Here is a 25994-nt window from a genome sequence, read left to right as displayed (position 1 = left end):
GGAGGGCACGTCGCTCGCGGGCACGGCGCTTGTTGGCCGCTCTGGTCAGCGGCCCACGGACTGCAGGGTCTGCAGCGAGAAGTCGCTGGCCTTGGCATCGAAGTTGGTTTTCCAGGTCGCCGTATCGATCAGCGAAACCGTGGCGTGATTGCGCTTGAAATCAATGACCGCGATGCCTGCGGTACGGACATCGCCCTCGCTCTTGTTGAGGTAGGAATGGGTCTCGATGAATTTCCAGAATTCGCCTTTGCGGTCATAGGCTTCGGCGTAGTAGAAGCGCGGGTACTTGACGTCCATGTACAGCACTTTCTTGCTGTAGGGGTGGACCGAAGGCGTCGTAGCCTCGATCACGTAAACCTCGCGCGGCTCGAAGTTGTCGCCGTTCATGTTCCAGTACGGCGGCTGGTCTTCCAGGCCCGGATACTTCTGCGCGAATGTTTCGCCCTTCGGGTTCCACTGTCCGGTCTTGGCATTGGCCACGGCGAGAACCCAGCGCTTGCCCAGCAGCTTGTACTGCGGATACCAGCAAGGCCGCGCATTAAAGCTATCCAGGTCGTCCTGCAGTTGGTCGGAGGAACCGACCGGGTCCATCCAGGCGCCACCGGAAAGCCGCCGAACCCGGCGCACGGCTGGAATGTAGGCCCATACATCGTTGACCTTGTTGGACTCGTACATGACGGTGTAGGTCCCCAAGCCCTTCATGTCCGACGGCGACTTGAAGTAGAGCAACTGGCGGCCACGCTCGCTGCCATCGCCCTCGACCGTACTGGCGCCGCTCAAGCGCCCATTCATCCTGTAGCGGGTGAACTCCGCGACGGGCTCGGCATGGACGCCCTTCTTGCCGTCGATCAGCAACTGGACGAACAGTGGTGCCTGGGAGACGTCCCCCACCAGCTGCCCAAGGTGCCAGTTCCAGATGAGCTTCTCCGCCGCCTGCGGATCCTGCATGTCGATTTTCGGGAATGGTTGCCCTGCCCCCCAGCCATCCACCCGGCAGGCCTCCTTGTTGATCGTCGCCTTGCCTTCATTGGCCTGGGAGGCCTCGACCCAGCGCGGGTCGAGCTCGATGGCCTGCGACGTTGCCAGGGGCAGCTTCCAGCCGCTGTTGCGGATACGCCACTCCATCTTCTCGGTCAGCAGGCTGGCAATGCTGTGTCCTTCGAACGTGTCGTTCTTGATCTGCTCGATGTTGTCCGCGGAAATCACGGTGCCGGCCGGCAGTTCTGCCGCGAAAGCCGGGAACGAGACGCTGCAGGCGGCAATGAGGCTGGCGGCCAGGGTGCGCCGCAGGGCAAAACGGGATGCGCTCATGGTGAGGTCTCCGGTGGGGGTCAGAACAGGTAGGTCAGGCTGGTGTAGACCTGGTCGCGGTCGTGGAAGACCCCGAACAGGGTGGTGCTGTCGCAGTTATTCATCTGTCCGGGCACGCACTTCGAGGCATCGCGGTGGGCGTCGTCCCAGAAGGCGTCGTACTCGACCTTCCAGCGCCACTTGCTGGAAAGCTCGACGGTCACCGACGGCACGGCGAAGCCGCCGCCATTGCTCAGGTCAGCGCCGACCACCAGTTGCGGGCGGATCCGTCCGCTGTCGTAGCTGAGGTCGAATATGGTGGTCGCCAGCACCGAGTGCTCCTTGACCTTGCCGCCCCAGCCAACGCTGTAGAGCAGCCCGTCATCCTCGTCGAAGTTCTGCACCCATTTATCGAACAGTTGCACGGAGAAGAACATCGGCTTCTCGGTGCCCAGCCAGGTCTGGGTGGCGGCGATGTTCTTGTCCATGCGCAACATCAGCGCGACGACATCCTTACGGGCGAAGCCGTCGAAGCCGGGAGCGATGAACTGGCTCAGCAGGGTCGGGTTGTTCAGGGTTATCTGGTACGGCGCGTCCTTGATGTACGCCATCTCGGTGCTGAACACCGCGTCGGCGGTTTCCGAGTAACCGCTGGCGGTGAAGCCAAAGATGTCGACGATCGGGTAGATGACCTCGCCGGCGGCCCCGCGGGTCTGGTCGGTGCCATGGGTCTCAGCGCCGGACGGCACGTTCGGCAGGCCGAACAGCGCGAGGTTGTCCGAGGCGTTGAGGATCGGCGAGTTGTAGAAGGTCTTCAGGTAAGAAACGGAATAGTTGATGTCACCGTACAGACCGCTCCAGCGCAGGCCACCCGTGACATCCTTGTAATCCCCTTCGTCGTTCTCGAAGTTGTACGGGTCGATATTGCGGAAATCGACGCCGGAAAAGGGGTTGCCCGACCAGCGTCCGCCGTAGATGTCGAGTTCGGTGCCGATGTCTTGCGTGCGGTCCAGCCCCGGACGGATGAAGGCCTCCAGACCGCCTTCCAGCTCCGGCACATCGATGTTCATCTTGATGATGTTGTTGGTCTTACGCAGTTCCTCGTTGGCCGGCTCAAGGAAGTTGCGCCAGGTGAAGTCGAAACCGTGCACCAGGTCGTTGGCGGCGAAGAAGTCGGTCTCGCCCCAGGCCAGCTGCTGCTTGCCGATACGGAAGGATGTGCGCTCGCCCACCGGAAAATCGACGTAGAGCTCACGGATCTCGGCCCTGTTGTAGAGATCCATGATGTCGCCGCGACCGTCAGCCTCTCGGTGATTGTTGGCGCCCATCTCCTCCAGATGTTCGAGGAAGTCGGTTTCGACCTCGCGGACGGCGCGCAGCTTGGCGACTACCGAAACGCTGTCCGTGGCTTGCCAATCCAGGTTGAGGCGTGCGGTGCTGCGAGCCATCGACAGCTTGCCCTTGTCGTTATAGCCCGGTGTGTCTTCCCAGTTCTTGGTGTTCCACGAAAGCTCCTCGCGCAGGTAGCCATCGAACTTGAGGCTATCCTCGGCGAGCAGCGGCGTGGCGGCCGAGCCCAGGCTGAAAGCCAGAGCGAGTTTGTAGTGCAGGGCACGCGAGCGGGCCCCCTGGATGCTGTAGTTATTCACGAGAACTCTCCCCAGGTGGTGACTGGCTTTCTTGTTGTTTTGGCTCGTCTCAGGCCAGTTGCGACGAGGGCAGCGACTGGCCAGCAGCAGGCATTCGGTGTAGATCACCGAAAATGAAGCGCGGGCGGAACACGTAGATCAGCGATGGCATGACGAACAGCGCGGAGAACGCCGAAACGCTCAGCCAGATGGCCATCAGAAGTCCCATTTCGGCTTGGAATCGCAGCGACGACAGCCACCACAGCAGGGTGGCGAGAATCAGCACGCTGGCGGTGACGATGACCCCCATGCCGGCCGAATGCAGGGACTGCTGAATAGCGCGCTCGGGCGTGCTGCCAGCGGCGATCTCTTCCTTGATGCGATCGGCAATGTAGAACGCGTAGTCCACACCCAGGCCAATGCCGAGCGCCGCCACCGGCACGGTATTGATGTTCATGCCGATGCCCTTCCAGGTCATGAAAGCGAAGGTCAGCATGTTGGAGATGATCACTGGCACCATGAACACCAGGCCGGCCATCGAGGAGCGGTAGACCAGTGTGCAGAGCACCGCAAGGACCAGCAGGGCCAGGGCAATGGCCTCGATCTGGCTGGACAGGATTATCTCGTTGACCGCCGCCATCACGCCCACCAGGCCACCCGCCAACTGCCAGTGGCCTTCCTGGAGCGGATGCCCGGCAATGAACTCCTTGATCCGCGCCACGGCGGTACGGATGGTCTCGCCTTGGCGATCGCGGAACATGAGCGTCACCGAGCCATTGGCGTACTGATCGTCAGCGAAGCGCGAGATGTCCCCAGGTTCGGAGACCGAGTCGAGCATTGCCATCAGACTGCCGTTGACCCCTTCCCCATCGGCCAGCTCCAGGTAGCGCGGATTGCCTTCACGCAGGCTGCTGTTGACCTGGGGCAGGACATCGGCGATGGAGAGCGAGCCGCCCACTTCCGGTTGCGCTTCGATGAAACGCTGGAAGCTGTTCATTGCCTGCAAGGCTTCATTGCCTTTGATCAGCCCAGGGCGATTGTCGTCGCCAAGCACCACGAACATCCGATCGACGCCCTCGAAGCGTGCATTGATTGCCGCGGAGTCGCGATTGTAGGGCGATTCGGGCCAGAGAATCGGCGAGCCTGGATTGGCGTCGCCGATCTTCAGGTTCAAGGAGTAAAACGCGGCGGCGACCACCACCAACAGGCTGCCCCCAAGAACAAGGAAGCGCGCGCGCGACAGGCTGATCCACACACAGAAGTCGAGCACCTTGCGCATCGCTGGCTGGCAATTGATCGGGTGGGCGGTGCCATGGGGATAGCGGATGAACGACAGTAGCACCGGGGTGAGAATCACCGCGCTGACGGTCAGCGTCGAAACCCACACCACCGAAAGCACCGTCAGCTTCTGCAGCATCGGAATCGGGCTCAGGGCGACCACCGCCATGCACGCCGCATCGGCGATCACACCAAGCATGCCCGGGCGGAATAGGTCAGCCAGCGCTACCCGGGCTGCGATGCGCGAGGTGTCGCCATCGACCGGCAACAGTTCGAGTTCGTCGTCGTAGCGATTGACGATCTGCACCGAATGCGAAACCGCCCGTGAGGTGATCAGCATCGCGACCACAATCACCAGGGGTTCAAAGTGGATGTTCAGCAACCGGCAGATACCCAGCGCCCAGATCGCACTGACTGCGCCGGCGAGCAGCGGCAGGGACACCCCCCTCCAGGTACGCAGCAGGATGAACAACATCACCAGGGTGACTGCGAGAGCAGCAAGGACCAGTTGCAGCGTCTCTGGCAGATAGTGGCTGACCCAGCCGTAGAGGATCGGGTCGCCCACGACGCGAATCTTCACGCTGCCGTCGTCGACCTTGCCGATCAGGCTGCGGATCTCCTCGAACACCGTGGCGTAGTCGACCTGCTGATCAATGAAGTCGACGGTGACCAGGGTCGCTTGCAAGTCCTTCGAGACATAGGGGCCGTATACCAGCGGATTGCGCAACACCGATTGCTTGAGCTCGGCCATTGCCTTGGCATCTGCCGGCAGGTCGGGCCACATCAGTGGCCGGCTTTCGATCCCCGCGGTTGAAGCGCGCACCTCTTTGAGTTTTCGGGAAGCCAGCGAAACGATCTGATACTGGTTGACCGCCGACACCTCACGCAGCCCCAGAGTGACTGTGCGCACCTTGTCGAGCACGGCGGTTTGGAAGATGTCGCCCTGCTCAACCTCGAACATGATGGTGACCAGGTTCGAGCCGCCAAAGGTGTCCTTGAATTTCTCGTGGGTCTGCACATATTCATGGTGCGACGGCAGCATGTCCTCGAACACCGTGCGGACTTCGATGTGCAGGGCGAACCAGCTGAGGATCAGTGTCAGCGAGAACAGGCCGCCGACCACCCAGGCACGCCGACGGATACAAAATTCGGCTATACGTTCGATCATGAGGTTTTCTCGAATGAAGTGGGTCAGGGAAGACTTCAAGGTTTCAGAGGCGACCACTGCCGGCCGTCCCAACGACCGATGTCGGCTCCGGCCAGCCAGAGACTCGACCCGACCGCCAGCGCGCGCGTATGCCAGGTCAGGCTGCGCTCATCCAGGGTGCCGCTCTGCCAGTCGTCGGCCGCTTCACCAGCACTGACCCAACGTCCTAGCGCGCCGCTGGCGAACCAACGTCCCTGTGCCGGATCCCACAACACATCGAACAAGTGCTCATGGATACCCAGGTCGATGCTTTCCCACTGTCGGCCGCCGTCCCGTGTGACCAGCAAGACACCTTCAAGGCCAACCGCCACGCCATGGCTGGCGTCACGAAAACTCACTGCCATGAGTGAACCCGACACCGGTGCCTCGAGCTCTTGCCAGTTGCCGCCGAAGTCATCGCTTAGCAATACGCGACCGAACTCGCCCACTACCACCAGGCGACGACCCTCGAGAATCGCCACGTCGTTCCAGGCCACGTCCTCCTCTTCACGCAGGCGTTGCCAGGTCTTTCCGTAGTCGCGACTGAGCAGCAGCGCGCCCATCTCGCCGGTGGCGACGGCCACGCCGTTAGCGGCAATACGTACCCGATTGAGCTTATTGGCGACTTGCGAGCGAGGCACATTGGCTGCCGCGCGCCAGTGGCGGCCGCCATCCTCACTGAACAGCACGACGCCATCATTGCCCACCGCCACAGCGTGGCTGGCATCCCAGATGGCGATGTCCTGCAGGGTATGGTCGGTAGGTGTAGGCAGGCGCTTGATCCGGCCATCGGCGGAGATCGACAGTATCTTGCCAGCTGAGCCACCGGCCCAGATCTCGCCGCCGGGAGACAATGCCAGGCCATAGAAGTGATCGCGGCGCTCCAGCAGCGGAGGGGTCACCGTAGTGCCGACCGGCTGCGGTTTGATGAACAGCCCTGCCCACAACAGACCCGCAATGATCGACCAGGGCAAAAGCGCTACCAGCGCCTTCAGGGCGGCTTTCCCGACGCCCGATCGATACACCAGGCGAGACGTTGATGGATCGATGTTGAGCAGCTTTGACATTGAGCGACCTGCAATGGACTTCGTCTTGTTTTTGTCGTCTGACGTCGCAGACAGCTCAACTCTATGTACGCGGTCGAAGGTGAACTATCCCGGTACCGCTCGGGTTGTCCCCCGGACGCAGCTAATTGATCTTGAATCGACTCACCAGGGCACTCAGCCGCCCCGCGGACGCCTGCAGATCCTGGCTGCGCTGGCGTACCTGGCCCGCACTGCGCGAAGCGCTTTCAGCGGAATCCGCGATCACCACCAGGCTGCGGGAAAGCTCCTCGCTCGTTGCGGACTGCTGCTCGGTCGCCGTCGCGATCTGCTGGCTCATATCGCGTACCTGCCCGATCATCCGGGTGATCCGGTGCAATGCCTCGCTGGCCTCGTGGGCACTGGCGACATTGGCCCGAGACGTGTCGCGGCTCCTCTCCACCATGCCCACCACGGTGCTGGTACGCTCCTGGATCATCGAGATGCTTTTGCAGACATCCTCAGTGGAACTGTGCGTACGTCGCGCCAGGGCTCGCACCTCGTCCGCAACCACCGCGAAGCCACGTCCCTGCTCGCCAGCTCGCGCCGACTCGATCGCGGCATTGAGCGCCAGCAGGTTGGTCTGATCAGCGATATCCCGGATCACCCCCACCACGGTGCCGATGGCCTGGCTTGCCTCGTCCAGCTGTTCGGTCAACAAGGTGATCTGCTCGAGCAACTTCGCATCCTCGGCAATGGCAGCACTCAGGTTGGCCACGGTCGCCTGCCCCTGTGCCACAGCCAGATCACCCTCGCGAGTAGCCTGGGCCGCCAGCCCCGCATTGCCAGCCACCTCCTCGACCGTGGCGGCCATCTGCTGCATCGCGGCGGCCAGCTGGCTTACCTGGTCGCGCTGAGCGTCCACCCCCCTTCCGGAAGCCTGGCTTTCCCGTTGAAGCTCCTCGGATGTGCCCTGCAGGCCCTGGCTGGTTTCCTTGATCTCCAGAACCAGGTCGGACATGGTGCCGAGGAAACCGTTGAATGCGTTCGCCAAGCTGGCCAGCTCATCACGCCCCCTGACAGGTAGGCGCGAACTGAGGTCAGCTTCACCCGCCGCCAGCTGCCCCATGGCCTGCACCACTGCATTCAGGGGTCTGGCCAGCGCCTGTCCTAACAGCAGAATCACACCGCCCAGCAAAACCACCGAGAAACCACCTAGCAACAGCAGCTTCAGCGCGAGCGCCTTGACGCCACCCAACAGAGCTGTGGTGGGGAGCGCGATACCGAACGACCAGGGCGTGCCGGTATCACCGATGGCGACCGGAACCGCGAGCACGAATACTTCTTCGCCCATCGCCGGTGAAACGAAGCGCAGATTCAGGGGCTTACCGTTTTGCACGGCATCCATCATGGTCGGCAGGTGCTCACCGAGAAAGTCCGCCTCGGTCTCAGCCTCCAGCCGCCCCACTCGAGCAGGGTCTGGATGAGCCACCAACCTGGTGTCATGGGCGGTCAGAGCGGCAAGCCCCGCACCCAACGGGCGCAGTTTCGCCACCCGTTGCTGCAGCTGATCGGCATCGAGACCGAGGCCCAGATTGCCCACGATCCGGCCATTCAGGCGCACCGGGACTCGTAGCACAATCACCAGCCTTGTTGAGTCGGTGCCTGGCAGGAGCCGCGGCGAAGAAATGCTTTCACGCTCCTGCACATCCAATCCCACCGCCCCCAGAAAGGCTCCGCGCTGCTCCACCGGAGCCGGCTGCACACCAGCAGCGCCGCGCAGCCAGAGTAATGCCCCACTGTCCACGGCACGCGGCGGCAGCCACCAGGCGGCACTCATCTGCGGGTTGTTATGCAATAGGGACTCAAGCATCCGATCGACAGCTCCATTGTCCGGCAGCTGCCCTTCGACCAGTGCTCCGGCGAGCATGTCCGCGGTCAACCGAGCGGCATGCAGGGAGCCATCAAAGTACGCGGTTATCTCGGCTGCCTGTTGGCGAACGATCGCCTCGGCAGCCACTTCTGCCAGGTCTTCGGTAGAGGCTTTGCTCGACTGATAGACCAGCAGCACGGTGCACAGGTAGACCAGTAATGTCAGGGGCAGGATGGTCAGCAGCAGCTTGTTCTTCATCGACAGGTTGGCCAGCATGAGTACTCCCGAGCGAGCGTGTTCGGCCGTTCACCCGCGCGCCAGGGCTGCAGGTGTCGTCTGTGTCCGTTGCGGGTTGCAAAGGTAAATGTCAGCCACGACTCGACGTCCAGGCTTTGCCTGCGGTTAGTGAGAACTGGAAGTCTGTCGAGGGTGTTACAGCGCGTCGATGAACGCGTCGATCGCCCTGTGGGCAGCCGCGCGGGACTCATTGTGGTCTGTCTCGCTGAGAGCCATGCCTTCGAGCTTGATGTGCTCGACATCCGTAATGCCCATGAAGCCCAGCACCACGTCCAGGTAAGGGCACAGATGGTCCATGTCACTCGCGGAAAACACTCCGCCGCTGCTGCTCAGCACGACGACGGTCTTGCCAGGGCACATGCCTTCGAGGCGGCCATCGGCGACCTTGCGGTAGGTCTTGCCGCCACGCACCACCAGGTCGATCCAGGCCTTCAGCAAGGCCGGAACCGAGAAGTTGTACATCGGGCTGGCCAGGCAGATCACATCCGCCTGCATCACCTCGTCGATCAGCTCATCGGACTTGCTGACGCCGAGCGTCCGTTCCCGGCCCTTTTCAGCCAGACCGTAGAAAGCCTTGATCGTTTCGTCATCGAGATGCGGCAGCTCGCTCTCCACCAGGTCGCGGGAGATCACTCGCGAGCCGGGGAACCTCCGGTTCCAGCTCGCACTGAAATAGCGACTCAGAGATCGGGTGTGCGAGTCGGCCTGACGAGCACTGGAGTCGATCAGCAGCAGGGTTGTCATTGGGTTGCTCCTTTCAACGACATGGCGCCGGGCAACCGCAAGGAGCTCGCCCAGCGCAATGCCTCTGCACATCTCAGGTCGGCAGCACATCCGCCTCGTTCAACAGGTCCAGCGCCACGTCGACAATCATGTCTTCCTGGCCGCCGACCATCCGCCGCCGCCCCAGTTCGACGAGGATGTCCAGGGTCTTCAGCCCGTACTTGGCGGCGGCGGCTTCGGCGTGGCGCAGGAAGCTGGAGTAGACGCCGGCATAACCCAGGCCTAGGGTTTCGCGGTCGACCCGCACCGGGCGATCCTGCAGCGGCCGCACCAGGTCGTCGGCGGCGTCCATCAGCCGGTAAAGGTCGGTGCCGTGGTTCCAGCCGAGGCGCTCGGCGGCGGCGATGAACACTTCCAGCGGCGCGTTGCCGGCACCGGCGCCCATGCCAGCGAGGCTGGCGTCGATGCGGTCGCAGCCCTCCTCCACCGCCGTAATCGAGTTGGCCACGCCGAGGCTGAGGTTGTGGTGGGCATGCATGCCGGTCTGGGTTTCAGGCTTGAGCACCGCCTTGAAGGCACGCATACGGTCACGGATGTCCTGCATGTTCATCGCACCACCCGAGTCGGCCATGTAGATGCACTGTGCGCCGTAGCTCTCCATCAGTTTGCCCTGCCGGGCCAGCTCTTCGGCCGGGATCATGTGGCTCATCATCAGGAAGCCGACGGTGTCCATACCGAGCTCGCGTGCGTACTCGATGTGCTGCTTCGACACATCCGCTTCGGTGCAATGGGTCGCCACGCGCACGCAACGGGCTCCGGCGTCATAGGCGGCCTTGAGGTCATGCACGGTGCCGATGCCGGGCAGCAGCAACACGGTAATGGTGGCGTGCTCGATCACGTCGGCGGCGGCTTCGATCCATTCGAGATCGGTATGGGCGCCGAAACCGTAGTTGAAGGACGAACCCTGCAAACCGTCGCCGTGGGTGACTTCAATGGAATCGACTTTTGCCTGGTCCAGGGCGCGGGCAATGGCCCGCACGTTGTCGAGCGAATACTGGTGGCGGATGGCATGGCTGCCATCGCGCAGAGTTACGTCGGAGATATAGAGCTTCTTGCCGTTCATGTGCGAACTCCTCAGCCGTTGATCATGGAGAGCGCCATGCGCTCGGCGGTGGCCAGCGCGGCGGAGGTCATGATGTCGAGGTTGCCGGCATAGCTCGGCAGGTAGTGGGCGGCGCCTTCCACTTCGAGGAACACCGAAGTCTTCAGCCCGGAGAAGCGACCGTGGCCGGGGATATTCAAGGGAGCGGATTCGGGAATGACGTCGAACTGCACCTTCTGTTTCAGGCGATAACCCGGCACATAGGCTTGTACGGCAGCGGCCATCTCCTCGATCGAAGCTTCGACTTTGGCCTGGTCGGCGGCCTCGGACAGCACGAATACAGTGTCGCGCATCATCAGCGGCGGCTCGGCCGGGTTCATGATGATGATCGCCTTGCCCTTGCCAGCGCCGCCGATCACCTCGATGGCCTTCGAGGTGGTCTCGGTGAACTCGTCGATATTGGCGCGGGTGCCGGGGCCGGCGGACTTGCTGGCGATCGAGGCGATGATCTCGGCGTAGTGCACCTTGGCCACGCGCGATACCGCCGCGACCATCGGAATCGTCGCCTGGCCGCCGCAGGTGACCATGTTGACGTTGAGCTGCTTGAGGTTCTGCTCCAGGTTGACCACCGGCACGCAATACGGACCGATGGCGGCCGGGGTCAGGTCGATCACGCGAAGACCGGGCTTGTGGCCCCGCAGCAAGGCGTCGTTCTTCACGTGAGCGGAAGCCGAAGTGGCATCGAAGACGAAGTCGATCTCGGAGAAGATCGGCAAGCGGGTCAGGCCCTCCACGCCTTCATGGGTAGTGGCCACGCCCAGTCGTGCTGCGCGGGCCAGACCGTCGGACGCCGGGTCGATACCGACCATGGCGCCCATTTCCAGGTGCCGCGCATTGCGCAGCACCTTGATCATCAAGTCGGTACCGATGTTGCCGGAACCGATGATGGCGACTTTGAGTTTCTTGCTCATGGAAAAAGGCTCTCTCTGCAATCAGTCGGCGCTGAATTGGACGGCCACCTGGCCAATGCCATCGATCACCGCCTCGAAACGGTCACTGGCAGCGACGGGCGCCATCGGACCGAGGGCGCCGGTGAGGATGATGTCGCCCGCGCGCAAGGGCTCGCCCAGGCGCGCCATGGTGCGTGCCAGCCACACCGCCGCATTGAGCGGGTGGCCCAGGCATTCGGCGCCGCTGCCGGAGGAAACTTCCTCGCCGTTGCGCGTCATGCGCATGGCCGCCTGGCGCAGGTCCAGTCCGTCCAAGCGACGGGCCGGGCCTCCGAGCACGTAGCAACCGCTAGAAGCGTTGTCGGCCACAGTGTCGACGAAGTGGATGTTCCAGCCCTGGACGCGGCTACCGACGATTTCCAGCGCCGGCAGCACCCAGCCGGTGGCGGCCAGAACATCGGCGAAGCTGGTATCGGCGCGCGGCAGATCCTGTTCGAGGATCAGGGCGATCTCCGCCTCGATCTTCGGTTGCAGCACTCGGCTCACCGGAATCACCTCGTTGTCGCCGTAGCACATGTCGGCGAACAGGGTGCCGAAGTCCGGCTGGTCCACGCCGAGCTGCGCCTGCACCTTGGGATTGGTCAAGCCGATTTTACGACCCACTACACGACGACCGGAGGCCGCGCCATGAACCACGTTGATACGCTGGATGGCATAGGCGGCCTCGGCGTTGTCTTCACCGATCCACTCGCGCAGAGGACCGATAGCCGATCTATTGGCCTCGGCGTTACGCAATGCGACGGCCAGTTGTTCCAGAGTCTGTTGGGTAACGCTCATGAATCACCTCGGAGCCGTAGCTCGATCAATGGCTGAGGAAATCCAGCACCATGCGGTTGAATTTGTCGGCGTGTTCCCACTGCGCCCAGTGGCCGCAGTTGTTGAATACGTGGAGTTCGGAATTAGGGATACCAGCCACCAGGCGCAGGCCGGTGTCCATGGGTACGAAGCGGTCGTTGCGGCCCCAGATCACCAGGGTTTCGGCCTTGATTTCGGCGAGGCGCGGGCTGAAGTCGGGGAACTGTTTGGGGTTAATGGCCAGGCTCTTGACGAAGTTATCCAGGTGATCGCGGCGCGCTAGCATGTTGTCCAGACGGGCCTGGAACAATTCTTCGGTGAGGTCGCTGGGGTCGAAGACGAAGACGTTCATCATCTTCTTCAAGTTGTCGATGGTGGGTTCGCGGTACAGCCCCTGAAGCAGCTTGATGCCCTCGGTGGGCATCGGCACGAAGGGGCTGGCGCCGCCGGTACCACCCCCCATGAGGACCAGCCTGCCGACCCGCTCCGGCCAGGACAGGGCGAAGGCCACGGCGCTGTGACCGCCCATGGAGTTGCCAAGGATATGCACGCGATCAAGGTCGAGCGGGTCCATCAAGCCCTTGAGTACGCGAGCATTGAGGTCCGAACGGGAACCCTCGCAGACGATGGAGTCACTTTTGCTCCAGCCCGGGCAGTCCAACAGGATCACGCGGAAGCCGGCGACCACCAGCGGCTCGATATTGCGGTTGAAGTTGGCCCATCCACTGGCTCCGGGACCAGAGCCGTGCAGCATCACAACGGTCTCGGTGCCCTGCCCGCAATCGTTGTAATGGATGTTCAGTTCCAGCTCCCCTTCGCGGATTCGGGCGAAGCGGCTAGTGGAGGCTTCAGTCAGTGCGGTCATCTCATGACTCCTTGAACGCGGATTGGGGTCGGGCGCTGAGCGAGCCGAAACCGGCGATCCACTCGGGGATAGGACGGTAGTAGCGATCACTGGCCTGGTAGGGACCGAAGGCCGAGAGCGCGGCGAAGGCCGCGACCCAAGTCTTCACCTCGTGACTCGATTTGCCGGCCAGGGTGGACAGCTCGGCATTGCCCAGGCAGTCCAGTTCGACCAGGCGGCCGCCGATGAGCAGATCGAGGAAGTGCTGATCCCACTCCGGGTTCAGCGGATGCAGCGTGTGCTGGTCTTCGACAAAGCGCTGCGCCGCGAGGATCACTCGCTGCTGCCGCGCCTGGCGTTCATCGGCCGGCAGATTGCGGCCACTGCCCATCAGCCGGTCGGCCATGCGGGCATCGACTTTAGCCAGTTCCGGTACCGGCGGCTGATGCGACAGCCCGCCGGAACCGAGGAACAGGACCCGTTTATTCAGCGTCCGGGCAAAGTGCCCAATGGCCTCGCCGAGCAGGCGGGCACGCTGGAAGCTCGGCAGCGGAATCGCCACCGAATTGATGAAGACCGGGATCACCGGGCAAACACCAAGACCACCCAGCAGCAACTCCAGCGGCTGGGCGAAACCATGGTCGACCTGCATGCGATATGACAGCGCCACATCCACGCCGGCCGTCAGCACCGCTTCGGCGCAGGCTTCAGCCAGCGCCTTCGGCACCGGCAGCGGACCGGCCAGCGTGCCGAAATCGCCGATCGCATGGGCAGCAGCACCGATACAGAACGACGGCATCAGGTCATAGAAGAAACCGTTGTAGTGATCCGGAGCGAACAGGATCACCAACTCGGGATTAAAGCGATCGATGCGCGCACGCGCAGCCGCGACTGTTGCATCGACCTCCGCCAACACATCCGACGCAGGGTCTACGTGGCCCACTAGCGGGGTGTGCGACAGACATTGCAGCAAGGCACTCATTTCACACCCCCACCGTACAGGCCGAACGTCACCCGGACTGCAGCCGACACAACGCAAGCCTGGAGGACTTGGTACGGCGTTTCTTTCATGGGACAGGCAACTCCCTATCAGGCATCGCTAATCAACCCTGCTGGAGAGAGTGCCGTGCCGGCAGGCATCCGGATCCGAAGCCGGATCGGCCACCCTTCCTCCGAGGTTGTCTTGAACAGTGCAGTGCCATCGGCGCTTCACCGTGATGCCCGATCATAGAAATCCGACCTGGTCGGGGCACTCCAATGCGACACGGCGTTATCCCAATAGCGCCACGAATGAATCGACCGCACTCGCAGCCCTTGTCCACCAGCCGCGCACCGCGCAGTCCCTGGGCAGATGATTACCAGCGCAAGGCTTCGGAAGCGACGTTCACACCGCTCAAGCTCGATGAACTTCGCCCATTCAGCCAGCGTCAGAACACGCGACTAACCACCCGTGGCATTCATGAAGCGCAGTACCTGCACTTCTCCGCTCGAACTGAATTCATGGCGCTGGGGCTTGCGCAGCAGGGCGGCGTGAATGGCGCTGAGCAAGGGCTGGTCGGTTTCCGGGTAGCGACGCAGCAAGGCGCGCAGATCGATGGAATGCTCATGCCCCAGGCACAGCAGCAGACGTCCCTCCACCGTCAGGCGCACCCGATTGCAGCTGGCGCAGAAGTTGTGGCTATGCGGCGATATGAAGCCGATGCGGCTTTCGGGAAATCCCTGGAGGCGCACATAACGGGCCGGCCCGCCACTCTGCTCGGCGCTATCGAAAAGGCTATAGCGCTGTGCGATGCGCTCGCGCACCCAGTCACTGGAGCAGTAGCTTTCTCCGCGCGAACGGCCGACCTCCCCCAGCGGCATTTCCTCGATGAAACTGATGTCCAGCCCACGATTGACGGCATAGTCAACCAGATCGAGCACCTCATCGGCATTGCGCCCCTGCATCACCACGGTATTCAGCTTGATACGGGCAAAGCCGGCCGCAGCGGCCGCACTGATGCCGGCCAAAACCTGGGCCAGGTCGCCATTCCGGGTGATGGCGCAAAAGCGCATTGGGTCGAGACTATCGAGGCTGATGTTGAGTCGCCTGACTCCGGCATCGGCAAGCGGCTGCGCCATCTTCACCAGTTGCGAGCCGTTGCTGGTCATCACCAACTCTTGAAGCCCCGGCAGGGCAGCAATCCTTTCACAGAGGCTGACGATGCCCTTACGCACCAGCGGCTCCCCACCGGTGAGGCGAATCTTTCTTACCCCATTGCCGACAAAAAGCGCCGCCAATCGGTACAACTCATCCAGCCTGAGCACCTGCTGGCGAGGCAGAAACGTCATGTCTTCTGCCATACAGTACACACAGCGAAAGTCGCAGCGATCAGTTACCGACATACGCAGGTAATCGACACTGCGGCCGAATCCGTCCTGCAGAGTGCTATCCATTACGCATCCCCCGGCTACCAGACCGACTCGCTGCCCAACCCTGTGATTGCGACAGCGCCCGCGAAGCAGCGCCCCAATGCAATGTGTCTTGAACACCTGCGGCGCCAGACGGGAATTGCCCCCCGCCGTGGCAGCCATGCACGGTAGAACACCCGCTTACGACCCAAGGCTCTACAAATCTTAAGGACCGGGCATGGGCGTATCGCTCCAACGAAACACAGCTTTATCCCGATAACGCCATAATCGGGTCGAAAGCTGCCGCGCCTGGCAAATCTCGATGCAGGTGACGGCCACCGGTACGAGCGCGGCCAGGATGAGGTGGACTACCCCCGCTCCGGTAGACATCCCCGGCCTATGCTGGATTGCCTGCATGATGAGAAAGAGTGGGACCAAGGTAAGGTCGTATTACTTAGTCGCAAACGGCCTCCGGACCAGTCTGAAATCAAGGCCTCATAATTGACTGTTCCACGGCTCAAGGCCATGTAGGCCCCCAATATCAGAGCCACCGTCTCAGGAGAGCTCTGTATCCCAGAAGGTCGAAAAGCAGGAAGGGGTCCGAACATCAACCTGGTGCACCAGACCAGATTGCGAATGGCGTGGAATGCTACCGGCACTGGGAGGCCTTGCTCCGAGACAGGCACCACTCGAGCATGCCCTTGACCTCATTGGCAGGCTCGAGCACAGCGTACCCATCTGAGCAGCAGCTTCAATGCCTTCAGGTTCATTCTGGAGGATAGCGGTGAGCTGCTGTTAGCTTCACCGGAATCGCACGCAATTTCTGAACCCTAACCTGACAATTGCCGCAGAGGGTTCAACCCAAGCGTCCTGCCGGGGCATAAGGCGTTGGCTCAACAATGGGGGTATGCCCAAGCATTAGATCCGTAAGCAACTGACACGAGGCAGGGGCCAACAACAGGCCATTGCGGTAGTGACCACAGTTCAGCCATAACCCCGGGAACTCGGCCACCTCGCCAATAAAAGGAATGCCCTCTGGCGATCCCGGACGCAGTCCAGCCCAGTGGCCCACCACTTCGGCACCCGCCAGGGCTGGCAACAATTCCTGCACCGACGCCTTGAGGCTAGCCAGTGCAGTATTTGTTGGCGCCTTGTCGAAGCCCGCATGCTCTAGGGTGCTGCCGACCAATATGTGCCCGTCCTTGCGCGGAATTGCGTAACGGCCTCTCGCCAAGATCATGGTCGACAGATAATCCTCGGCACACTTGTAGAGAATCATCTGCCCCTTGATCGGCTCAACCGGCAACTCAAGCCCAAGCGTGGTCAGCAACTCACCGCTCCAGGCTCCAGACGCCAGCACCACACGCTCAGCACGCTCAGCACGCTCAGCACGCAGTTCACCGTGCGATGTATTGACCCCCAGAACACACCCAGCTTGCAGAAGAAAACCACTAACCTCGGTATTCTCAAGCACCGTCACATTCGCACTCTCAGCCAACGTAGCCCTCAAAGCTCGCAGCAACCGAGGGTTACGCACATTGGCAACCCCTGGCATGTGAAGTGCTCGTCGAAAACCCTCCCCCAACGCAGGAACATTCTGGGCGACTTTCTCTATATTGACCGGCGTCAATTTGCGCCCTTGCTCACGCGCCCAATCCAAGGCTTGTTGCTCATCCTCCAAATCCAGCCAGAACAACCCCGTAGCACGAACCTCTGGATCAATACCGGTCGAGTCTCTTAGCCGCTCCCCCCATGCGGGGTAAAAAGCTTGCGACCAGTGAGCCAAGGCACACACGGCTGGACTGTAACGCCAAGGGTAGAGTAGAGAAACAATTCCACCACCCGCCCAAGACGACTCGGCGCCCAACTGCTGCCGCTCAACCAACAGCACCTCCTCCCCCTGTGCCGCCAATAGCTGCGCAGACAACAGCCCGATAACACCACCACCAACAATCAGTGTCTTAGCCACAAACCCACCGAACTCGACTCAGGCGAGGAGTCTCGCCTGTAAAGGGTTGAATTGATCGCCCCCCATAAATTAGTGCTCGTCAGAAGTAGAACTTTCCTCGAGTCAGATCAGGCGCAAAATCCACGACAGCCGGAAGGAGCTAGACGCGACCTATTCGATCACATCGAGATGTTCTACAGCCCTAGGGAAACTCTGAAGAACACTCAGGTAGCACGACGCAGAAACACTGCTACCTATCCGTTCTGCCAGCACGAAACTCCTTCGGCGACACGCCCAGTCCCTTCTTGAAGAATCGCGAAAAGTACGCCGGCTCGGAAAAGCCCATGCTGTCGGATACCTCGGCGATGGTCATGGCGGTGTAGACCAGGCAGCGGCGCGCCTCGAGCAACAAGCGCTGGTTGATCAGCTGCAATGCCGACATACCGGCGAATCGGCGGCACAGGGCATTCAGGTGGGCGGCGCTGATGCCGAGCTGGTTGGCGTAGCGTTCGATTGGCCAGTGCTCACGGAAATGTGCCTCGAGCAGGCGCGTGAAGGCGCGCAGGTGTTCGCGCCCCGGCGCCTGCTCACCGGCATCGGCCTGACCATGCAGGCGCACGCGGCGGCCGCCCCAGATCAGCAGCGTGGTGATCAGCGCCGTGAGCATCTGGTCGCGGCCGGACTCCTGCTGCTGATACTCATCGGCGATGGAGGCGAACAGCGTATCGAGCCGCGGCCGATCGGCACCGACCAGGTAGCAGCCGGCCTGCCGCAGCAAGTCGGGGGCGAATTCGGCGGCGAGTTGCTCAACCAGCGGCATTGCCAGGCTCAGCACGTGGCCCTGCACATCCGGCGAGAAGCGAAAACCATGGATGGCCAGTGCCGGCACCACCTGTAGCGCCGGCGCGTCGATATAGTTGGCTACGCCCTCGACTTCCAGCCAGGCCTCGCCGCGCTGCACATACAGGAGCTGCACCAGATCGGTATGGCGGTGCGGCCTGATCAGCCAGTCGTGCAGGCGACTGCGCTCGGCAATCGACTCGCAATGGATCAGATCCGGCGTCGGCCAGGCTGTCTCGCCGTACAGCTTGAATACCGGCACGCTATTGCTCGACCTTGCAGCCATATCGCCAAAGCCTCGAAAAATCCAACTAAACACGCGGATTTTGCCTTCAAGCACAAAGGTCATCCACCAAAAATACAGGTCCAGGCATTGCGGCGCGCTCCCCTCCGCGTCCATGAGGACTCTAACAATGAAAACTCAAGTCGCCATCATCGGCGCCGGCCCTTCCGGCCTTTTGCTCGGCCAGCTGCTCAGTAATGCCGGCATCGACAACGTCGTCATCGAACGCCAGAGCCCCGACTACGTACTCGGCCGCATCCGCGCCGGAGTGCTCGAACAAGGCATGGTCGACTTGCTGCGCGCAGCCGGTGTCAGCGCGCGCATGGACCGTGAAGGATTGGTGCATGACGGTTTCGAGCTGGCCTTCGACGGCCGCCGCGAACGCCTCGACCTGAAGGAACTGACGGGCGGCAAGACCGTGATGATCTACGGCCAGACCGAGGTCACCCGCGATTTGATGGTGGCCCGCCAAGCCAGCGGCGCCACCACCTTCTACAGCGTGCCCGATGCCCAGCTGCACGAGCTCAAGGGCGAGCAGCCGCACGTCACCTTCACCCTCAATGGCGAAAGCGTGCGCCTCGATTGCGACCATATCGCCGGCTGCGATGGCTTCCATGGCGTGGCACGCCAATCGATCCCGCAGGGCGTGCTCACCGAGTTCGAACGGGTCTATCCGTTCGGCTGGCTGGGGGTGCTGGCCGACACACCGCCGGTCAACGAGGAACTGATCTACGCCAACCACGAGCGCGGCTTCGCCCTGTGCAGCATGCGTTCGCCGACGCGCACTCGTTACTACGTGCAGGTGGGCGCCGAGGAGCAGGTCGAGAACTGGTCCGATGAGCGCTTCTGGAACGAGCTGAAAAGCCGCTTGCCGGACGAAACCGCCGCCCGCCTGATCACCGGTCCGTCGATCGAAAAGAGCATCGCCCCGCTGCGCAGCTACGTGGTCGAGCCCATGCAGTACGGCCACCTGTTCCTGGTCGGCGACGCCGCGCACATCGTCCCGCCCACCGGCGCCAAGGGCCTGAACCTGGCGGCCAGCGACGTCAGCACGCTGTATCGCATCCTCCTCAAGGTCTATCGCCAGGGCCGTCACGATCTGCTCGAGCGCTATTCCGCGGTGTGCCTGAAACGCATCTGGAAGGCCGAGCGCTTCTCCTGGTGGATGACCTCGATGCTGCACAAGTTCCCCGATACCGATGCCTTCAGCCAGCGCATGCAGCAGACCGAACTGGACTACTTCGTCGGCTCCGAAGCAGGGCGCAAAACCATTGCGGAAAACTACGTCGGTCTCCCTTACGAGCCCATCGAATAGTGTTCTCCGGCGCCTAGAGGCGGGACAGCCCCAGGCGTTTTTTCACAGCCTGTGAGCCCGTCACGACGCTTTCTGGGCGCTAATCGAACCCTGTTCGCTGCGCCGGATTGCCGAGCCGCCGGCCCACTGCCTAAGGTACTCCGCCAAGAGCCCTGGCTGTCGACGCGCTGCCCACAAGGCTGCCGTTGTTCTCCTCCTGCGCCCGCCGAACTGTCGCAGCTATCCGCCGCGACCAGAACGGCACCGGGCCCGCACCTTGCGGGTCCGGCACGGCGCCACAGCATGAGCCAAAACAACAACAAAGGAATGCCGCCATGCCTATCCGTTCGCTCTGCCTGCTGTTGCTGCTGCTGAGCGCCAACCTGGCCTCGGCCAGCCTGCCCGGCGCGCGGCTGCAAGCCATCCGCAGCGAGGCTTTCAGTGTCTGCAGCAACCTGCTGGTCTACTACAACCCCAACCAGGACGGCAGCGACCCCAAACATGCCGAACGCTATCGCCAGGACCTGCAGCAGTTGCAACAGCTGCTGACCGAGGAGCAGGACCCCGTGCTGAGCACCGCTGCGGCGGACATGGGCCGCCAGATTGCCGAGTTGGAACGTCAGCCAGCCAGCGAGGCCCAGCTCTACCCCAACTGGATCAACCCGCTGCTGGAGGCCCAAACCCGTCTCGATCAGCAAGCCGCCAAGCGCTATGCCGCCGCACTGCCCGGCGAAGCGCAGCAGCTCGATCTGCATCGCCTGAGCCTGAACGTTGAGCGTCTTTTGCTGCTCTATGAGACGCGCACCTTCGGCTCGCTCGCGGTGTATGTGGTGAGCGTCGATGACAACACTTTCCCGCAACTGGATCAGCAGATCCTCCAGGGTTTCAACGAGCTGCAGCGGCAATGGCCGCAACAGGTCAATGAGCTGGCCAAGCTCAAGCGCAAATACGACTTCATCCGCCCGCGCCTGCTCCAGCATGATCTCGATTGGGTACCTAGCAGCGCCGCCTACTACCTTGGCCAGGTCACCGATGGCCTGGCCAAACTCGATGCAGAGTAAGGACAGTTCATGACCAGCATCCCGGCCGCCCCACCCCTCAGTCCCACGCAGCTGCGCAGCGTCCTGGTCGGCTTGATGCTCGGCCTGTTCCTCGCCGCGCTCGACCAGACCATCGTCGCCGTGACCCTGCCCGACATCGCCCAGCACCTGCCGGGCAGCGAGCTGCTGGCCTGGGTGGTGTCCGGCTACCTGCTGGCCATGACCGTGACCACACCGATCTTCGGCAAGCTCGGCGACCTGCTCGGCAGACGGCGCTTGTTGGCGCTTGCCATCGGGCTGTTCGTGCTCGCCTCGCTGCTCTGCGGCCTGGCGCAAGACATGGCGCAACTGGTGGCGGGGCGGGTCCTGCAAGGCATCGGCGCCGGCGGCCTGCTGGCGACCATCCAGGCGTTGATCGGAGACCTCATCGCCCCCGCCGAACGCGGACGCTATCAGGCCTGGTTCAGCGGCATGTTCGCGCTGGCCAGTCTGATCGGCCCATCGCTGGGCGGCTTGCTGAGCAGCCAATGGTCATGGCGCTGGGTGTTCTGGATCAACCTGCCGCTCGGCGCGCTGGCCTGGTTCCTCTGCCAGCGACGTCTCGCCGGGCTGGTGGAGAAGCGCCGCGATGCACGCATCGACTACCTCGGCAGCGCCCTGCTGATTCTCGGCCTGGGCAGCCTGCTGGTGCTGGTCACCCGCCTCGGCCAGCAGCCCCAGTGGCTGCTGGCGCCGAACGGTCTGTCCCTCCTGCTCGGCGTGACGGGCCTGGCGCTATTCGCCTGGCAGCAATCGCGCAGTGCCGAGCCGCTGATCCCACCGGGCCTGCTGCGCCTGGCTCCGGTGCGCTCGGGCTGGCTGCTGCTGTTCTTCGCCAACTTCCAGGGGGTCGGCCTGGCCGTGCTGATTCCGCTGCAGGCCCATAGCGCTGGAGGCGCCGGCACCAGCGCCAGCCAACTGATGGCGGTGGCGTTCGGCGCGCCGCTCGGCGCCTACATCGCTGGCAGCCTGAGTGCGCGCCTGCAACGTTACAAACCGATGATCCTGTGCGGCACCTTGCTGATGCCGCTCAGCCTGGTGCTGCTGGCGCTGCTGCCGAACCTGGCGGGACCGGTGGCGCTGCTCATCTTGCTGATGTGCGGTGCTGCACTCGGCCTGCAGTTCCCCACCGCGCTGGTGGCGGTGCAAAGCGCGGCGCCGAGCAGCCACCTGGGGGTGGCCACCGGCGTCTGTGGTCTGTTCCGTGGTCTGGGTGGGGCGCTGGGTGCGGCGCTGCTATCCAGCCTGCTATGGCGTCTGCTGCCGGATTGCCCCAGTTGCGCGTTATCCGAAGCGGGCGTGGCCCTGCCGACTCTGGATCGCGAAGCGCTGCACAATGCCTTCCGTCACCTGCTGCTGATCGACGCCGGCCTTGCGTTGCTGCCACTGCTGATCGCCCTGCGTCTGGAAGACCGCACGCTCAGCCGCCAACTCAACCCGCCGGCCTGAACGCTACTCCAGCCGCACGCGCCATTCGATAACCAGCGGCTCGTCGCCGGCCATGCGCTGCAGATGCTCGGCGACCACCTGCTGCATGCGCGCCTGGTTGTCCTCCGGCATGCGCAGGCTGACCTGCAGCAGGCCGACCTCGCTGACGAACTCACAGCGGCCGTTGGGAAACTCCACCGCGCCGCGTCCTTCGTCCAACTCGACCGTGAACTTGTGGCCCCAGTGCCGGCACAGCCGGGTCATCAGCCGGGCCGGATTGGCACAGTTCACATAGGCGTCATACACCGTCATCACACGCTCCTCATTTCGTCTCGCGGTAATAACCCACCGCGAGCAGGTAGTGCCCGACCTTGCGCAGCAAGGCGTGCTTGCCCTCGACCTTGGCGGTCACCGGGTTCTTCCAATGGTAGTCGTAGCCGCCGCTCGCGGCGGTGCTCATCAGCGCCAGGATCGGCGCGCCGACCGGCTTGCCTTCCGGATCCTGGATAGTGGCGAAATCCACGCCCAGCAGCCGCAGGTTGTAGCCGTGGGCGACGTAACGCCGGTTGTCCAGATCGACAACGAAGACGTACAGGTCATCCTCGCGAAAATCCGCGGAGAGTTGGTTGATCGAATGGAGGGTGCCCTGCGGGTCTTTGCTAAACGCCGCAACGGCGCGGTTCAACAGGTTCTGCGCCTGTTCCGGGGCGGCGCGCGGCAGGTAGTGGCCGACCGCGATGATGCGTTCGCCGACCCGCTGGTAGTACACCTGCTTGCGCTCGACGCGGCTGTCGCGGGCATTCATCCAGCGGTACTCGGCGGTCTGGACCTGGCCTTCGTCGCTGGCCAGCGCCTGGGCAAAGGCGGTGCGCAACTCCGGCTCAAGGACTGCGGAAACGTCCCGGCCGATCAGCACCGCCGAGGTGCCGCCACTGGCGAGCATGGTGCCACGGGTGTCGACGACGAAGACGTAGTGCTCGCCATCAATGAACTCACCCTGCCGGCTGAAGGCGGCGAAGGCGGCATCGCCCTGCACCCGGTAATACTCGACGGCACTCTGCAGCAGGTGCTTGGCCTGCGCGGTGTCGGCGCTATCTGGCGCAGCCGCACGGCTGGGCTGGCTGAAGGCCAGCAACAGGGTTAGAACAGAACCCAAAAGATACGGAATGCGCATGTTCGGCTAGCTCCAGAAAAGCTGCGACCGAGCACGGGCGCTCGGTCGAAGGTGGTGGATCAAGGCACGGACGCCGTCTTCGCCGCCGGCGGGAAGACCACGCCAACGCGTTGTGCGTAGTCCTGCCAGGCCTGCCTGAGACGCTGCACGGTCTGCGGCTGCTCGGCAGCCAGGTCGTGGCGCTCGCCGCGGTCGGTGGACAGGTCAAACAGCTGCCATTGCAGGGGCTGTGGCGCATCGCCAAAGCCGACCTGCGGACGCACGCCGAGCAGCTTGAGGTTGCCCTCGCGGTAGTAGCTATTGCCGAACAACTCGCCGGCCAGCGGCGCGGCGGCATGCGGACTGCCCTGCCCGGCCAGCAGAGGCAGGAGCGACCGGCCGGTGATCGGGTGTTTGCCCGCGACGGCAGGCAGTGGCAGGCCGGCCAGCGCCAGGAAGGTCGGCGCCAGATCGTCGACGCGCGCTACGCCCGGCTCCAGCCCCTGACGCTGCAGCGCCTTGGGCAGGCGCATCAGCGCTGGCACGCTGATACCGCCCTCCGCGGTAGTCCCCTTGAACAGGTGCAGCGGCGCCGCGCTGACTTCCGCCCAGCGCAGGCCGTAGTCGATCTGCGAGCCGCGCCGGCCAAGGTTGGCGTAGCTGTTATCGGTGTTCGCCGCGACCGGGTAGAACTGCGCATGGTTTTCGCCGGCGGCACCGTTGTCGGACATGAACACGATCAGAGTGTTGTCGTACTGCCCGCTCTTGCGCAGGTAGTCGAGCAAACGCCCGATGTTGTGGTCGAGGTTGTCGACCATCGCCGCATAGATTTCCATCTTGCGCGCCTCGAGCTTCTGCTGCTCGGGGCTCAACTGTTCCCATTGCGGCAGCTTGGGATTGGCCGGCAGCGGTTGCGCAGGCTGGAAGTCCGCCGCCAGCAAGCCCAGCTTCTTCATCCGCGCGATGCGCGCCAGGCGCACGCTGTCGTAGCCCTGGTCGTAACGGCCCTGGTACTTCTGCAGGTAGCTTTCGGGCGCCTGCAATGGCCAATGCGGCGAGGTATAGGCGGCATAGGCGAAGAATGGTTTGCCATCCTTCGGCGTGTTCTGCAGGTAGCTGATCAGCTTGTCGGTGTAAAAATCGGTGGAGTAGAAATCGTCCGGTACCTCCACCGGCAGGCCGTTCTCGCGGTAGTGCACTTGCTCGAGCTTGCTCGGCGCTACGCGGGCAGGCTTGAAGTGCGCCGCCCCGCCCTCGAGCAGGGTGAAGGACTGTTCGAAGCCACGCTGGTCCGGCCCCTGATCGGGCGCCAGCCCCAGGTGCCATTTGCCCGCCATCAGGGTGTGATAACCGCCGTCGCGGAGCAGCTCGGCAATCGAGTAACTGCGTTGATTGAGGAAGCCCTCGTAACCCGGCTTGCCACGCTGAAACGGTTGCAACCCTTCGGCCATACTGCCCAGGCCCGCCAGGTGATTGTCAGTGCCAGACATCAGCATTGCGCGCGTCGGCGAGCAGGTCGGTGCACCGTACATGCCAGTCAGCTGCACCCCGTCCTTGGCCAACTGGTCCAGACGCGGGGTGCTGATTTCGCCACCGAAAGCGCCGAGGTCGGAATAGCCCAGGTCATCGGCGAGGATCAGCAGGATGTTCGGCCGCGGCTCAGGCGTAGCGGCCACGGCATGCCCGGCCAGCAGCAGGCCAAGCACCAGGGCAGAAGGGAGACGCTTGAAGTTCATTACGACCTCGCTTGTTAGTCGCTGCGCGCTACGCAGTCGCTGGGCGATGTGATCAGTGACAACGCCGACACCGCAAGCGCTGCGCACAGCGCCTGCGGTGCCTGGGCATAAAACGCCCACGCACCTTTCGAGACCCAGAGTGTGGCGACTCGCGTGGGCAAAACCATCAGGCGAGCACCGGGCAGCCGGTGGCATCGCGCAGCTCGGCCAGGGATACCCCCGGCGCCAGCTCGATCAGTTGGAGGCCGCTGGCCGTGACATCCAGCACGGCCATGTCGGTGATGATCCGGTCGACCACGCCGACACCGGTCAGCGGCAGGTCGCAGCGCTCGAGAATCTTCGCCGCTCCGTCCTTGGCGCAATGTTCCATCAGCACCACCACGTGCTTGACCCCAGCCACCAGGTCCATGGCGCCGCCCATGCCCTTGACCATCTTGCCGGGGATCATCCAGTTGGCCAGATCGCCGCCTGCCGACACCTGCATGGCGCCGAGGATCGACAGGTTGATATGGCCGCCGCGAATCATCGCGAAGGACTCGGCGCTGTTGAAGAAGCTGCTGCCGGGCAGCGTGCTGATGGTCTGCTTGCCGGCATTGATCAGATCGGCATCGACGTCCTCTTTTCGTGGAAAAGGACCGATGCCGAGCAGGCCGTTCTCGCTTTGCAGCCAGACGTCCATGCCCTCGGGAATGTAGTTCGCCACCAGGGTCGGCAGACCGATGCCGAGGTTGACGTAGAAGCCATCCTGCAATTCCTGCGCGGCGCGTTGCGCCATTTGGTCACGGCTCCAGGCCATT

Annotated in this window: 21 protein-coding genes and 1 pseudogene; 3 read left to right on the top strand and 19 right to left on the bottom strand. The window is 63.0% G+C overall.

Going from position 1 to position 25994, the window contains the following annotated elements:
- Positions 1 to 45: 45 nt before the first annotated feature.
- The 15 genes and pseudogenes from D3880_RS08195 to D3880_RS08130 form a co-directional block, all read right to left on the bottom strand.
- The gene (locus tag D3880_RS08195; RefSeq protein WP_119892980.1) at positions 46 to 1311 is read right to left on the bottom strand and encodes a DUF1329 domain-containing protein; all 1266 of its coding nucleotides are present in this window, start codon (positions 1309 to 1311) and stop codon (positions 46 to 48) included.
- 20 nt (positions 1312 to 1331) lie between these two features.
- Positions 1332 to 2939, bottom strand: coding sequence for a DUF1302 family protein (locus D3880_RS08190; protein WP_119892979.1), 1608 nt, complete (start codon positions 2937 to 2939; stop codon positions 1332 to 1334).
- A 49-nt stretch (positions 2940 to 2988) separates the two neighbouring features.
- Positions 2989 to 5364, bottom strand: a complete 2376-nt coding sequence (locus tag D3880_RS08185; protein WP_119892978.1) for an efflux RND transporter permease subunit — start codon at positions 5362 to 5364, stop codon at positions 2989 to 2991.
- A 35-nt stretch (positions 5365 to 5399) separates the two neighbouring features.
- A complete protein-coding gene (locus tag D3880_RS08180) occupies positions 5400 to 6449 on the bottom strand; it encodes a YCF48-related protein (RefSeq protein WP_119892977.1) in 1050 nt (349 codons plus the stop codon).
- 121 nt (positions 6450 to 6570) lie between these two features.
- Positions 6571 to 7278 carry a methyl-accepting chemotaxis protein gene (locus D3880_RS23345; RefSeq protein ID WP_420800863.1) on the bottom strand — a complete coding sequence of 236 codons (708 nt, stop codon included), beginning with the start codon at positions 7276 to 7278 and terminating at the stop codon, positions 6571 to 6573.
- Positions 7279 to 7488: 210 nt separating this feature from the next.
- Positions 7489 to 7533, bottom strand: a pseudogene (locus D3880_RS23340) (hypothetical protein); the annotation flags it as partial.
- 1176 nt (positions 7534 to 8709) lie between these two features.
- Positions 8710 to 9318, bottom strand: a complete 609-nt coding sequence (locus D3880_RS08170) for an FMN-dependent NADH-azoreductase (RefSeq protein WP_162934960.1) — start codon at positions 9316 to 9318, stop codon at positions 8710 to 8712.
- 73 nt (positions 9319 to 9391) lie between these two features.
- Positions 9392 to 10420: a 4-hydroxy-2-oxovalerate aldolase gene (gene dmpG / locus D3880_RS08165; protein ID WP_119892974.1), complete on the bottom strand. Its 1029-nt coding sequence runs from the start codon at positions 10418 to 10420 to the stop codon at positions 9392 to 9394.
- Between the two features lie 11 nt (positions 10421 to 10431).
- The gene (locus D3880_RS08160; protein WP_119892973.1) at positions 10432 to 11370 is read right to left on the bottom strand and encodes an acetaldehyde dehydrogenase (acetylating); all 939 of its coding nucleotides are present in this window, start codon (positions 11368 to 11370) and stop codon (positions 10432 to 10434) included.
- A 21-nt stretch (positions 11371 to 11391) separates the two neighbouring features.
- Positions 11392 to 12186 (bottom strand): 2-keto-4-pentenoate hydratase, encoded by a 795-nt coding sequence (gene mhpD / locus D3880_RS08155; RefSeq protein WP_119892972.1) that lies wholly within the window; start codon positions 12184 to 12186, stop codon positions 11392 to 11394.
- A gap of 25 nt (positions 12187 to 12211) precedes the next feature.
- Positions 12212 to 13069: an alpha/beta fold hydrolase gene (locus D3880_RS08150; protein ID WP_119892971.1), complete on the bottom strand. Its 858-nt coding sequence runs from the start codon at positions 13067 to 13069 to the stop codon at positions 12212 to 12214.
- 1 nt (position 13070) lies between these two features.
- Positions 13071 to 14030 carry a 3-carboxyethylcatechol 2,3-dioxygenase gene (gene mhpB / locus D3880_RS08145; protein WP_119892970.1) on the bottom strand — a complete coding sequence of 320 codons (960 nt, stop codon included), beginning with the start codon at positions 14028 to 14030 and terminating at the stop codon, positions 13071 to 13073.
- 458 nt (positions 14031 to 14488) lie between these two features.
- On the bottom strand, positions 14489 to 15481 hold the full coding sequence (gene moaA, locus D3880_RS08140; RefSeq protein ID WP_119892969.1) for a GTP 3',8-cyclase MoaA: 993 nt from the start codon (positions 15479 to 15481) through the stop codon (positions 14489 to 14491).
- Between the two features lie 811 nt (positions 15482 to 16292).
- Positions 16293 to 17405, bottom strand: coding sequence for a glycine oxidase ThiO (gene thiO, locus D3880_RS08135; RefSeq protein ID WP_119892968.1), 1113 nt, complete (start codon positions 17403 to 17405; stop codon positions 16293 to 16295).
- Between the two features lie 229 nt (positions 17406 to 17634).
- Entirely contained in the window at positions 17635 to 18510 is an 876-nt protein-coding gene (locus tag D3880_RS08130; protein WP_119895697.1) for a helix-turn-helix domain-containing protein, read from the bottom strand.
- A gap of 127 nt (positions 18511 to 18637) precedes the next feature.
- On the opposite strand from D3880_RS08130, the gene pobA reads away from it, so the two are divergent.
- From pobA to D3880_RS08115, 3 genes are all read left to right on the top strand, one after another.
- Positions 18638 to 19822 carry a 4-hydroxybenzoate 3-monooxygenase gene (gene pobA, locus D3880_RS08125; protein ID WP_119892967.1) on the top strand — a complete coding sequence of 395 codons (1185 nt, stop codon included), beginning with the start codon at positions 18638 to 18640 and terminating at the stop codon, positions 19820 to 19822.
- Positions 19823 to 20136: 314 nt separating this feature from the next.
- Entirely contained in the window at positions 20137 to 20862 is a 726-nt protein-coding gene (locus D3880_RS08120) for a hypothetical protein (protein ID WP_119892966.1), read from the top strand.
- Positions 20863 to 20871: 9 nt separating this feature from the next.
- Complete coding sequence (locus D3880_RS08115) at positions 20872 to 22329, top strand: MFS transporter (RefSeq protein WP_119892965.1); 1458 nt, start codon at positions 20872 to 20874, stop codon at positions 22327 to 22329.
- Positions 22330 to 22332: 3 nt separating this feature from the next.
- Here the strand turns inward: D3880_RS08115 and D3880_RS08110 are convergent, their stop codons facing one another.
- From D3880_RS08110 to D3880_RS08095, 4 genes are all read right to left on the bottom strand, one after another.
- Positions 22333 to 22620 carry a DUF2218 domain-containing protein gene (locus D3880_RS08110; RefSeq protein WP_119892964.1) on the bottom strand — a complete coding sequence of 96 codons (288 nt, stop codon included), beginning with the start codon at positions 22618 to 22620 and terminating at the stop codon, positions 22333 to 22335.
- A 10-nt stretch (positions 22621 to 22630) separates the two neighbouring features.
- Complete coding sequence (locus D3880_RS08105) at positions 22631 to 23482, bottom strand: cache domain-containing protein (protein ID WP_119892963.1); 852 nt, start codon at positions 23480 to 23482, stop codon at positions 22631 to 22633.
- A 59-nt stretch (positions 23483 to 23541) separates the two neighbouring features.
- Complete coding sequence (locus tag D3880_RS08100; RefSeq protein ID WP_119892962.1) at positions 23542 to 25197, bottom strand: arylsulfatase; 1656 nt, start codon at positions 25195 to 25197, stop codon at positions 23542 to 23544.
- A gap of 166 nt (positions 25198 to 25363) precedes the next feature.
- Entirely contained in the window at positions 25364 to 25993 is a 630-nt protein-coding gene (locus D3880_RS08095; protein WP_119892961.1) for a CoA transferase subunit B, read from the bottom strand.
- Position 25994: the final 1 nt, after the last annotated feature.

The sequence above is a fragment of the Pseudomonas cavernae genome (assembly GCF_003595175.1).
In the GTDB taxonomy this organism is placed as follows: Bacteria; Pseudomonadota; Gammaproteobacteria; order Pseudomonadales; family Pseudomonadaceae; genus Aquipseudomonas; species Aquipseudomonas cavernae.
The sequence above is the reverse complement of the archived record's forward strand: the minus strand, read 5'-3'. Positions and strand labels throughout refer to the sequence as shown.